Below are 12,445 nucleotides of genomic sequence, written 5' to 3' on the forward strand. Positions count from 1 at the left end.
CAGCCTTCTGCTGGATAAATTCTCTGAATGACGGATCAAAAAAGACTCGTCCGTGGACTGTCGACTGTGGTCTGTGGACTTTTCAATCCTTCACGAAAGTGGGGCAAGGAATATACTTCTGCCTCTTCACTTTGGCGCGGGAGGTGGCGATGTCGAGCTTGAATTTCAGGGCTACTTCGTGCGAGCCTCCGGAGATCGGGCCAAGCTCCGAGACGGTGACATCGTAGCTGTAGGTGACCTCGAACTTCTGGAGCTGAAATCCGAGGATGACCACAACGGCATCCTGGCTCACGTTGTCGGCCTTGTTCTGGAGGATGGGAATACCTCGATACCACGCCCCGATCACAACAGGTTCATAGAAGAAGTATGTGCCCAGGTCGAACTGATCGAAGTTACCCTGGTGCTTGTATACGAACGAAGGCATGATGGCAGCGACCCTGTCTTTTTTAAACACGCCATGATACAAAGGTATGCGAACCCCGCCATGCATGGAGGTCTTCACGGGGATCTGGGCTTCTTCGTTGATAAGCGACCGGTTCGGATTGTTCAGGTGCCAGGCAGAAAAGCCTAGCCAGAACTTGCGGCTGTAGGCAAGCATTCCACCACCGAAATCAAAATAGGATGTGCTCTGCAGGTTCGAAAAGACGGGATCATCTGAAGGTACGCCGCTGTCTGCATCAAACATCAGCTGATCGCCAAAGACCAGCTTGCTGAAGTCTATGTTTCTGTAACCCAGTCCGAAATTCAAACCTGACGAAAGCACCCATTTGTCATTCAGGTTCACTTTATAGGCATACTGAAAATTCAGCGTAGTAGACTTCAGGTTAGCGGTGCCGGCCTTATCCGTCATGATCATCACACCCAAACCACTGTTCAGGTGCTCGAGGTTGTAATCGTACGACAGGGCGTAGGTCACAAAGCCATTGGTGATGTTAGGCCACTGGTTGCGATGGTTGGCGATGATGCGGTGATCTGATGACGTTCCTGTAAACGCAGGGTTTAACACCAGCGGCGCAGCATAATATTGGGAGAACTCCGGATCCTGCCCGAAACAAAGCTGTGCCACTGAAAGGCAAATCAAAAAACAAAAAACACTTTTCATGCTCATCGGATCAAATGAATATCTCCTACCCTGGTGATCGTTTCGCCGCTGCTGTATTTGGCCACGATCTTATATACATACACGTCCTGCTGGCAGAGCCTGCCCTGGTAGTATCCATCCCATCCACGCGCCGCATCCGTTGTTTCAAACAGAAGTTGTCCCCAGCGGTTGAACACCAGCATCTGGAATTCGGTGACACCATAGAGAATGGGCAGGAAAACATCATTCTGTCCTAAGCTGTTACCAGGGCCCGAGAGGTTGGGCGAGAACGCGTTCGGGATCAGCAGTTGCCCTGACCGCACAGTCTGAACGCCGGCTTCAAACTTCGTTGTATCAGAACATCCTTCGGCGTTGGTGGCGACCAGCATCACATCAAAGCTGCCTTCGGCTTTGTAAACATGTTCAGGCTCAAAATCGGTTGAGGTAGTTCCATCGCCGAAATGCCACACGTAGCTGGTGGCACCGAAGCTTTGGTTGTCGGTGTAGAGCTTCCCCCCCGGGAACTGGATCTGTCTCGGTTTCACGTTGAACCGGGCGCTGGGCGAGTCAAACACTTCAATGATGAGCTGCTTGGTGATCTGCGTTGTTTCACCGGCGACATTCGCAGCAGTAAGTGTAACGGTATATACACCCGGCTCATAATAAGTATAGGAAGGATTCACCGCTTTTGAGGTTCCCTGATCCATCCCGAACTGCCACAAATAGCTCGACTCGTCGGCATACTTCGAACGATTGGTAAAATTCACCGTGAGCGGGGCACATCCGAAAGCAGGATCGTATTCAAATTCGAGCTCAGGCATCGTGGGACTGATCTGGATCGTAACAGCTCTTGTTTTGATGCAGTCGCCGTTCGATACGGTCAGCGTAATGGTGTACGTTCCCGGCGCCTTATACGTATGATCGAATGTTGCTGCGTTGCTGGTACCGGTAGCTCCGTCGCCAAAGTCCCAACGGTACTGCCAGGGGCCAGGTGTAGTGCTGTTGCTGATGGTGACTGTTGCCTGCGGATATTTTTGCGTCGGCGGTGTTGCTGTGAACATAGCATTGATAATGTCTGTCCGCTTCACCAAGACCTGCTTCGTTGTGACATTGCTCTGGCAATTGGCCAGGTTGGTGGTCACCAGGCGGATCTCCACATTCTGGTCAACGGCTTCGGAGCGGATGATCTCATAATCGAACCGATCACCTTCCGACACCGAGCTGAGCAACGTGACGCCATTGGAGATGATGGTCCATTCGTATTGCTGAAGCCCTTTCTGAAGCGCATTCAGGTTCAGCACCATGCGCTCGCATTCATATACGAGCGTATCGACAACAAAAGCCGATGACGGTACAGGACTCACCCTGATCACACGGGTGGAGTCGCCAAAACATCCGCTGGCAAGCGTTGTTCTCAGCGTGACAAAAAAATCTTTTAAGCCTTGTGTGCCATTGACAAAATTATAAATAAACGAAGGCGTGGTACCCGTGCTGGTCTGGCTGATCACGCCTGCATCATCACTGATGGTCCACCGGTAATCAGCGGGGTTCAGCGCTTGTGTTTGGTTATCAACCGAGAACGACACTGACACCGGGCTGCAGTTCTTATTAAAGGGAGAGTAATTCAGTGAATTGAAACCTGCCGTCGGCCCCGGAAATACCGTGATGGTCTGTGATGCCGATAAGCGCTCACAATCATTCACCGTAACAACACGCAGCCTCACCTGGTACACAAGGTTGGTGGTGCCGTAATTGGTAAAAGGCCTTGTAAAAATATTGGAGAATCCGGGGTCGCCGGGACGCTGCACGGAGTCCACTTCAAAACCAGAACCGTCGTCTATTTCCCAGCGGTATTCTTTGATCGCAACAGGTTGCCCCGTGACGGCGTTGTTGGTGAAGTTCACAGTGAGCACACTGCAACCTGAGCTCTTATCGGGTACAAAATCAGCGTTGGGCTGCGGATCAACCGTAACCTCATGATCAACGATGGCAGCACAGCCTCCGAGGTCGGTTGTTGTACGAAGGGCCACGCGGTGTGTACCGGGTGTCGGGAATGTGTATGTGAAAGTAGTTTGGTTATCGAAAGCCGGATCAGGCGAGAATGTAACGCCATCATAGTCCAGGTCCCATTCACGGAGCACGATCTGTTCTGCTGCCGCAGGATTCAATGTTGAGCGATCGGTAAACTCCGTTGCTGTTCCCTCACACACGCGGTTGAAGTCGAAGGCGGGCACCGGTTTACGCGACACCCTCACCAACGCTTCGTCGCTGGTCTCGCACGAGGTTACATTATCCTTGACGCGCAGCCTGACCCGATAAATTCCCGGGGTGATGAACAAGCGATCGAAAGGTCCCAACACGGTTGCTGAAAAACCTCCGCCCACAGGTGCCTCCAGTACCAGCGCATTATTCTGATCATAGAACTCCCAGCGCCACCGTGTTGAAGCTGTGGCAACGCCCACGGAAGCGTCATTGAATCGCGCCTGAAAAGTTGTGAAGGGAGCACTGTTCTCCTGGCAGAACTCGGGCGTGATGACATTGCCTGCAAGGTCGGTCACGCGGATCTGCGCTACCAGCGATGGCGAGATGGTAACCAACGCTTCCACTATTGCCTCGCAATTGCCGGCAGCGTTGGTATCACGCACGCGTAGCCGGATGAGCTTTTGCCCCGGCGAATCATACGTAAATGTAGGGTTCCTGGCCGACCTGGTTGCGAGCGGTGCGCCCGTGCCAGCACTGTTGTCGTAGAACTGCCACGAATAGGCGAAGTTGGCGCCAGCGATGGCCGGAGTCAGGTTCTCAAAATAAATGGCGTCACCCGCGCAAAAGATCGTCTGCAGCGGCCCCGTGGCATTGCCAAGCCGGGTTCTGAAGTCAGGCACCGGCGAGTCTACGATCACGATCCTGGCAGTGGTCACCTGCGGACCATTGTCACCGTTGACGAGATCTCCGTTGACGGGATTGAAAGCATTTCCATCCGTCAGCACATTATCATAAGGATTACACTGGTTCCAGTTCTTGAGGGTGACCTCGAACTCCTTGCCGATATCAGCAGGCAATGTGGCCGGAACATCGATCGCAAGGCTTTGCTCACCGGGCGCATTCACAGGGTAAATAGGGTTTCTACCTGGCGCGGGATCACGGTAAGGAAAAGCACCAGGCGTTACGTTGTTCACACGAATACCGGGGATCCTATTGGCCGCACTTCCGGTTCCATAGAGCCATTGGATCCATCGCGCTTCGTTGTTCTCACGCACGGGATTGGGATGCGGGAAGCAGTTCCAGTCACTATTATCCGTAAAACGCAGTGACGCAGCGTAGCCCTGGCACACCCTGAATGTTCCCGGATCGATGGATACTTCATCGTTGGTCCAGACTGTTACGAAAATAGGCTCCAGCGGAACACTGCCCCGTGGGTTGCAACCGTTCTCCGCATCGACGGTAACCTGATAGAAACAATTCTGTGAGACGTTGGGATAGACGTGAGAAATATCGGGGCCATTAGGACCGGCAACAACCTGTGTAAAAACTTCAGCGGGCGAGCCGTCACCCCAGTCCACATAATAACGTGTACCGGGTACTGACTGAAAGTACGTGAGGCGGATAGAGAAATTGAACGGCGCGCAGCCTTTACTACTGCTCAGGAACTGGAAGCCGGGCTCCATGATCTGCCCGCTGCATTGTGCCTTCACTGTTGCCGTAGCCGATAAAAAAATTAAAATCAGTATTACGTACTTTCTCACTTCCATGCCGGACTGATCTTGTTCACAACAAAGCCGTTAATGGTTCGAAGCTACTATAGGGAACCGACAGTAAAGTCAAAGCTTCGGTGAAGCGAGTGTATCAGGCATAAGCAGCAATTTTAAGATGATGGATTTTTCATCATGATTTTTTTTCTTCGATGTGGATGAAATACTACAAGCGGCGGCATAATTTTTTACAGCGGGCGCGCGACTGAAGAAAAGAAGCAAGGAGCCAGGAGTAAGGAGTCAGGAGGAGCGAGTGTGAGAATCAGCTTGAGTGATCATCAAGAAAAAAATGCAGGTCCCGCTGATCGCGCAGATGAGCGCAGATTTTTAGAGCAGATATTTAGAGCAGATATTTAGAGCAGATATTTATCGGCGACTATCAGCGTAATCAGCGGGACATATTTCCGACCAATGAAGTGGATTATGACGGTTATCGGAATCGCCGGCTCCTAATAAATATAAAATCCGGATTTTCATAAGGTTTGGGTTCACTTTGTGCCTTTTTGTTGCTGATTTCAAGTTTTTTAGGCCATGATCGCAAAACGTTAAAATAATTAGCGTGAAAAAATTACCTTTGTGCCCGGTTAATCGAAAGGGTCAATCTCAATCATGTCTGCTGCCAAGTATATTTTCGTAACCGGTGGTGTTACTTCATCTCTGGGTAAAGGGATCATTGCTGCCTCGCTAGGTAAGTTACTGCAAGCCAGGGGGTTTAAGGTCACAATTCAAAAGTTCGATCCTTATATTAATATAGACCCCGGCACCCTTAATCCTTATGAGCACGGAGAATGTTATGTAACGGATGATGGAGCCGAGGCAGACCTTGACTTGGGTCACTATGAGCGTTTTCTGAACGTCCCTACCTCCCGCGCCAACAACATTACCACAGGTCGCATCTATAATAATGTCATCACCAAGGAACGCAAGGGTGAGTATTTGGGCAAAACCGTGCAAGTAGTGCCCCATATTACCGACGAGATCAAACGAAACATTTTCCTGCTGGGAGAAAGTGGTGAATTTGATTTTGTGATCACGGAGATCGGCGGTTCTGTGGGCGACATCGAATCGTTGCCTTTCATTGAAGCGGTTCGCCAGGTGCGCTGGGATCTCGGGGCCAACAACGCGCTGGTGATCCACCTGACGCTGATCCCCTACCTGAAAGCCGCCAAGGAGCTTAAAACAAAACCTACCCAACATTCTGTAAAAGAATTGCTTGCGGAGGGAATTCAACCCGATATTCTCGTTTGTCGCACAGAGCTTCCGCTGCCGATCGAGCTGCGCAAGAAGCTTGCCCTGTTCTGCAACGTACACCTGAACTCGGTGATCGAGGCCATGGATGCCGACACGATCTATGACGTGCCCCTGCTCATGAAGAAGGAGAAGCTTGACGAGCGGGTGCTGGCCAAGCTCAAGATCCACGCGAAGGCGGAACCCGACCTGGATCAGTGGAAAACCTTTCTGGGCAAACTGAAGAATCCCGTTGAGGAGATAAACATTGGCCTTGTGGGCAAATATGTATCGCTGCCCGACGCCTATAAATCCATCGCCGAAGCCTTCGTTCACGCCGGCGCTGAAAACGACTGTAAAATAAATCTGAAGTGGATCTCGTCTGAAGAGATAACCAAAGATACCGTAGAGACGGTGCTACAGGGTCTGCACGGCGTACTGGTGGCCCCCGGATTCGGCGAACGCGGCCTTGAAGGCAAGATCCAGGCGATCCGCCATGTGCGTGAGAGCAAGATTCCGTTCTTTGGCATCTGCCTCGGCATGCAGTGTGCTGTAGTAGAATTCGCCCGGAACGTTCTCGGATTGGAAGCCAGCTCAACAGAGTTGAACCCCAACACCAAGAACCCGGTTATCGATATGATGGAGGAGCAGAAGAAGATCACGATGAAAGGTGGTACCATGCGGCTCGGGGCTTATAACTGCAAGCTGAAAAAAGGAAGCAAAGCCCAGATCGCCTATGGCGAACCGACCATCCAGGAGCGTCACCGGCATCGTTACGAGTTCAACAACAAGTATCTCGAGCAGATTGAAGCCGCTGGCCTGAAGGCGACCGGCGTGAATCCTGAATCGAACCTGGTTGAGATCGTTGAGTTGAAAGATCACCCCTGGTTTGTAGGAGTACAGTATCACCCGGAGCTGAAAAGCACGGTGCTGAATCCACACCCGCTGTTTGTGAAGTTTACAGAGGCTGCGCTGAATTATAAAAAATTTCAGGTTTAAAATTTAAAGTTTAAAGTTCGTCGAGGTAGGACCAGCTTTGAAAAACTTTAAACTTGCAACTTCAAATTTTAAACTTAAGGACTTCAAATCTGAAACTAGATTTTTCATGGATAGAAATTCCGCTATTGGACTAACGTTGATCGCAGTGCTGCTGATGGCTTACTTTTACTGGTTTGCCCCACAGCCTCAGCCTGCTTCCCAACGACCCGCTGTAACACAAACGCCTCAGGCAACCAGTCCTGACACAACGGCTCAGCAAGTTACTGCTGCCAGCGACAGCGCCCTTGCCGCAGCATATGGTGACCTCTCTACCTTTGCGCAGGGAAAAGAAGATATTTCAACCATCGAGACCGAAGACGTTCGCATCTCTTTCAGCAATAAAGGCGGTATCATCAAAACGCTGGAGCTGAAGCACTATCAGACCTACAAAGATTTCAAGAACGAGCGCGACTACGATGCACCTTCACAGAAGAACTTGAAGCTCATCTCGCCAGACCGCAGCAGGTTCAACCTGCTTTCAAAATACCAGGGCAAAGACATCGACCTCTATGCACTGTATTATAAAAGCGAACAAAGCAAAAAAGGCGACTCAACCGTTGTTACATTTTCAGCAACACTGAGCAACGGCGCTTACCTCCGCCACACCTACACCATTCCTGCCAAAGGATATGAGATCAGGTATAGCATCAGCCAGAAAGGACTCGACCAGGATCTCACATCAGAGAACCTCACCTTCCAGTGGGACGACCAGATCAAACCGTTGGAGAAAGACCTGCAGGATACCAGGATCTATACTACCATCAGCTACAATTTACCTTCTGAAGGTTTTGACGAATTAGCTGCAAGATCTACCGATACTGAAACAGAAGCCTTCACAGGTCCCGTAAAATGGACTGCCATCAAACAGAAGTTCTTCCTTTCTTCCATTATCGCGAAGAACAATTTCGCGGGTGGTGAAATAACGACAACCCATCCCGGTGCCGATACCTCGGTGGTGAAGTACGCGAAAATAAAACTGCTCATTCCCAAGAACGCCCTGGCTGACGGCACGGAAGACTTCAAGTTCTATGTAGGTCCGAACGACTATCAGGAAATCGGAAAAGTAACGGATGAGTTCACCAAGAACGTTTATCTCGGATGGCCTCCGGTGTACTGGATCAACAAGTTTGTGATCTTCCCTGTCTTCCATCTGCTGACAAAGGTGATCTCGAACTATGGACTGATCATCATCGTGCTCGTGATCCTGCTCAAGCTGGTGCTTGCCCCGCTTTCGTACCGCTCGTACCTGAGCATGGCAAAAATGAAAGTGCTGAAGCCCGAGCTCGACGAGATCAAAGAGAAACACGGTGAAGACATGACCAAAGTGCAGCAGGAGCAGCTGAAGCTGTACCAGTCGGTGGGCGTTAACCCCATCAGCGGTTGTGTGCCGGTGCTGCTGCAGATGCCGATCCTCTTCGCGATGTTCTACCTCTTCCCTGCCAGCATCGAGTTGCGCCAGCAGCCGTTCCTCTGGGCGGAAGATCTTTCCACTTATGACTCGCTTATCCAGCTTCCGTTCACCATTCCTTTCGGTGTTGGTGATCACATAAGCTTGTTCACCCTGCTGATGACCATCTCCACCCTCATCTACACGTGGCAGAACAACCAGCTGTCGTCTGTTCAGGGTCCGATGAAATCCATGTCGTACATCATGCCAGTGATCTTCTTCTTTGTGCTGAACTCATTCTCGGCAGGTCTTACCTTCTACTACTTCATCTCCAACCTTGTGACGTTCGCCCAGCAGGCCATCATCCGCAGGTTTGTTGACGACAACAAGATCAAGGTGCTGCTGGAAGAGAACCGCAAGAAGAATGCTGCCGGTAATGGTAAGAAGTCCAAGTTCATGACCAAGCTGCAGGACGCCATGAAGGCCAGCGAAGAAGCCAAGCGGAAAGCCGAAGAAACGCGCAAGCGTAAAAAGTAGGTTTATCCACCAGGGCTCTCTGGCTCATTATCAAGAATTTACAGCGGAAATCCGGCCTTTTCCAGACGTTTTCCATGTTTAAAGATTGTGCAACGATTGTGGATAACACGTTCCACGATGTTCCACGCGCCTATAAAATTCCTATATATTTGTAGCCCCGGTCCGGACTATTTGATTGAAGCACCGGGTTTACATTTTTTAAACGATGGGAAAAATCATTGCGATTGCGAATCAAAAGGGTGGTGTTGGAAAGACCACTTCTGCGATTAACCTGGCAGCGAGTCTCGCGGTGCTGGAAAAAAAGACGTTACTGATCGACGCCGATCCACAGGCAAACTCAACCTCAGGTGTAGGGCTGAACCCGAAAGACATCAGCCAGGGCATTTATGAATGTATGGTAGACGGCGTACCCCCGCAGGAAGCCATTGTCAAAAATGACCTGAAATTCCTGGAGATCATGCCGTCGCACATCGACCTGGTAGGTGCCGAAGTGGAGATGGTGAGCATCGAACGCCGCGAAGAGAAAATGCGCGATGCGTTGAGCAAGATCAAGCAGGACTATGACTACATCATCATCGATTGTTCTCCATCACTGGGCCTGATCACCATCAATGCGCTGACCGCAGCCGACTCCGTGATCATTCCCGTGCAGTGTGAGTACTTCGCGCTTGAAGGTCTCGGAAAACTGCTTAACACCATTAAGATCATTCAGACGAGACTGAATCCCAAACTTGAAATAGAAGGTATCCTGCTGACGTTATATGATGCGCGGACCAGTCTGGGCAACCAGGTGGTGGAAGAAGTGAGGACCCATTTCCAGAAAATGACCTTCAACACCATCATCCCCCGGAATGTGAAGCTGAGTGAATCGCCCAGCTTCGGGCTGCCGGCCATCGTTCATGATGCAGAAAGCAAAGGTGCGATCAGCTATCTGAACCTGGCACATGAGATACTGGATAAAAATAACGGAACAGCGACTAACGGAGTAGCTAAATGAGCAAGAAAAAAGCATTAGGAAGGGGCCTCAGCGCACTGTTAAGCGATAATGAGGCAGTAGAAGAGAAGCTGGAAGTTGATATTCCCGTACAGGTGGCACCACAGCCATCTGTTGCCACGGGCGCCATAGCCGAGATCCCGGTAGAAGAGATCGAAGTGAACCCGTTTCAGCCCCGTACACATTTTGACCAGGATGCCCTGCTCGAGCTGGCGGAGTCTATTAAAGTGCACGGCATCATTCAGCCGATCACCGTACGCAGGCTCACCGCCAATCAGTATCAGCTGATCTCGGGTGAAAGGCGTTTCCAGGCTTCCAAGCTTGCCGACCTCAAGACCATACCGGCGTACATCCGCTCGGCCGATGACCAGCAGATGCTGGAGATGGCGCTGATCGAGAACATCCAGCGTGAGAACCTGAACGCCATAGAAATTGCGTTGAGCTACCAGCGCCTGATCTCGGAGTGTAACCTGAAGCAGGATGAGCTGGGCGAGCGTGTGGGCAAGAACAGGGCTACGGTGACGAACTACCTGCGCTTGCTGAAGCTGCCGCCCGATATCCAGATCGCTGTGCGTGACAACAGGCTTTCCATGGGTCATGCCCGCGCCATCATCAACGTTGAAAACCCGGACCAGCAGCTTTATATCTTCAAAAAAACGCTGAACGAAGATCTTTCGGTACGCAAGGTGGAAGAGCTTGTACGCGAGTTCTCGAACAAGAAGACCGAAGAGAGCACCAGCTCCCCTGCCCCGGCGGCCAGCGCATCAAAAGAAATTTCTCAGCTGCAATCGCGGCTGTCTTCACACTTTGGCACCCGTGTTGTAGTGAAAAGCGACGGCAAGAAAGGAGACATTAAGATTCCCTTCCTGTCAGTAGAAGACCTGAACCGGATCCTGGACATCCTGAAAGTGTGATTTCCCGGATTCCGGGTCTATCACTAACTTCACGGCTCAAATGTGTTCATGAAAAAGCTTTTACTTGCCTGCTTTGTAACCATCACGATCGTTTTTAACGCCAGCGCCCAGGAACCGGTGAAGGTAGAGCGCGATACTATCTTCATCGAGAACCAGGACACGGTGCTGCTGAAATCGTACGCCAAACGTTACAACCCACGCAAGGCGCTTTTGCTGGCCGCGATCGTGCCAGGCCTTGGCCAGGTCTACAATAAGAAATACTGGAAGCTTCCGCTGGTATACGGAGGCTTTTATCTGATCGGCCGCCAGATCAACTTTTACAACGACATCTACACTACTTACAAATTCCAGCTCTTCACCAACCTGGAGACCAACGCCACCAAAAGCAAGGTGTACCCCTACTACACAACTGACCAGCTCAGAAGGATCGTTGACCGGAGCCGGCGTGAACGCGACTTCATGGTGATCCTCATGGGCGGCATGTACCTGCTGCAGATCATCGACGCCCACGTGGATGCCCACCTCAAGGAATTTGACCTCAATCCCAACCTCCGGGTAAGCCTGGAACCTACCATCACCCAGGATGCGCTCATCGGCAGACAGACGGGAATGGCCCTGGTATTCAGGTTCTAGTGATCAAATGATCAGTGTCAAGAGGGCTACCGGACCCAATGAAACCCTGAGACGGTTGTTAATTTGCCCATGGACGAATTGAACATTGGCACATTTCCATTTAGATTGCACGCCTAAATGAACATCAGATGAAAGTATTGCTTGTCGGATATGGCAAAATGGGAAAGACCATTGAACGGATAGCCCTGGAAAGAGGTCACGAGATCGCCGGGCGCATCGATGTCCATAACCAGCACGAATTTGACACGGTCACAGCTGATGTTGCCATCGAGTTCTCCCATCCCGATGCCGCCTTCAACAACGTAAAGCGATGCCTCGAGCGGAAGATCCCCGTGGTATGTGGTACCACCGGCTGGCTTGCCCGCAAACCCGAGATCGAAGCGTTAACCAAAAATATCAACGGCGCCTTCTTCTATGCCTCCAACTACAGCCTGGGGGTGAATATATTCTTCAAGCTCAATGAGCACCTGGCCCGGATGATGGGCAACTTCGGCAACTACCATGTGAGCATGGAGGAGATCCACCATACCGAGAAGAAGGATGCGCCCAGCGGAACGGCCATTACCCTGGCAGAGGGGGTTATGAAGCACGTCAAAGGCAAAAGATCGTGGGTAAACCATGATACCACAGCCCCGGAAGAGATCGGCATAAAGTCTTTAAGGATCGCCCAGGTACCCGGCACCCACACCGTCAGGTACAGCTCTGCTGTTGACGAGATCGAGATCAAGCACACGGCCCATACGCGCGAGGGCTTTGCCTCCGGAGCCGTGATGGTGGCCGAGTGGCTCCGCGACAAGAAAGGCGTTCTGAGCATGGACGATTTTCTCCAGTTCTAAGCCCCGTCAAAACCCCTGATGGATAGCCTTCCGGCGGTAACGATGGTTT

General features: G+C 51.2%; 8 protein-coding genes. 6 read left to right on the forward strand and 2 right to left on the reverse strand.

The genetic code is table 11. The annotated features are described in order from the left end of the window. Nucleotides 1-82: 82 nt before the first annotated feature. Complete coding sequence (locus tag KK083_RS15545; RefSeq protein ID WP_317195232.1) at nucleotides 83-1,108, reverse strand: PorP/SprF family type IX secretion system membrane protein; 1,026 nt, start codon at nucleotides 1,106-1,108, stop codon at nucleotides 83-85. Continuing rightward, a complete protein-coding gene (locus tag KK083_RS15550) occupies nucleotides 1,105-4,830 on the reverse strand; it encodes a PKD domain-containing protein (RefSeq protein WP_254164330.1) in 3,726 nt (1,241 codons plus the stop codon). Before KK083_RS15550 ends, KK083_RS15545 begins: the two co-directional genes overlap by 4 nt. 609 nt (nucleotides 4,831-5,439) lie before the next feature. On the opposite strand from KK083_RS15550, the gene pyrG reads away from it, so the two are divergent. The 6 genes from pyrG to dapB all read left to right on the forward strand — a co-directional run bounded on the left by pyrG (nucleotide 5,440) and on the right by dapB (nucleotide 12,396). Next, nucleotides 5,440-7,056 carry a CTP synthase gene (gene pyrG / locus KK083_RS15555; RefSeq protein WP_254164332.1) on the forward strand — a complete coding sequence of 539 codons (1,617 nt, stop codon included), beginning with the start codon at nucleotides 5,440-5,442 and terminating at the stop codon, nucleotides 7,054-7,056. 106 nt (nucleotides 7,057-7,162) lie between these two features. Further along, nucleotides 7,163-9,019 (forward strand): membrane protein insertase YidC, encoded by a 1,857-nt coding sequence (gene yidC / locus KK083_RS15560; RefSeq protein WP_254164334.1) that lies wholly within the window; start codon nucleotides 7,163-7,165, stop codon nucleotides 9,017-9,019. 205 nt (nucleotides 9,020-9,224) lie between these two features. After that, complete coding sequence (locus KK083_RS15565) at nucleotides 9,225-10,016, forward strand: ParA family protein (RefSeq protein WP_254164336.1); 792 nt, start codon at nucleotides 9,225-9,227, stop codon at nucleotides 10,014-10,016. After that, a complete protein-coding gene (locus KK083_RS15570) occupies nucleotides 10,013-10,927 on the forward strand; it encodes a ParB/RepB/Spo0J family partition protein (RefSeq protein ID WP_254164338.1) in 915 nt (304 codons plus the stop codon). Before KK083_RS15565 ends, KK083_RS15570 begins: the two co-directional genes overlap by 4 nt. A gap of 48 nt (nucleotides 10,928-10,975) precedes the next feature. After that, on the forward strand, nucleotides 10,976-11,560 hold the full coding sequence (locus tag KK083_RS15575) for a DUF5683 domain-containing protein (protein WP_254164340.1): 585 nt from the start codon (nucleotides 10,976-10,978) through the stop codon (nucleotides 11,558-11,560). A gap of 128 nt (nucleotides 11,561-11,688) precedes the next feature. After that, nucleotides 11,689-12,396 carry a 4-hydroxy-tetrahydrodipicolinate reductase gene (dapB, locus tag KK083_RS15580; RefSeq protein WP_254164342.1) on the forward strand — a complete coding sequence of 236 codons (708 nt, stop codon included), beginning with the start codon at nucleotides 11,689-11,691 and terminating at the stop codon, nucleotides 12,394-12,396. Nucleotides 12,397-12,445 lie beyond the last annotated feature (49 nt).

It is taken from the genome of Chryseosolibacter histidinae (assembly GCF_018598225.1).
Taxonomy (GTDB): domain Bacteria; phylum Bacteroidota; class Bacteroidia; order Cytophagales; family Cyclobacteriaceae; genus Chryseosolibacter; species Chryseosolibacter histidini.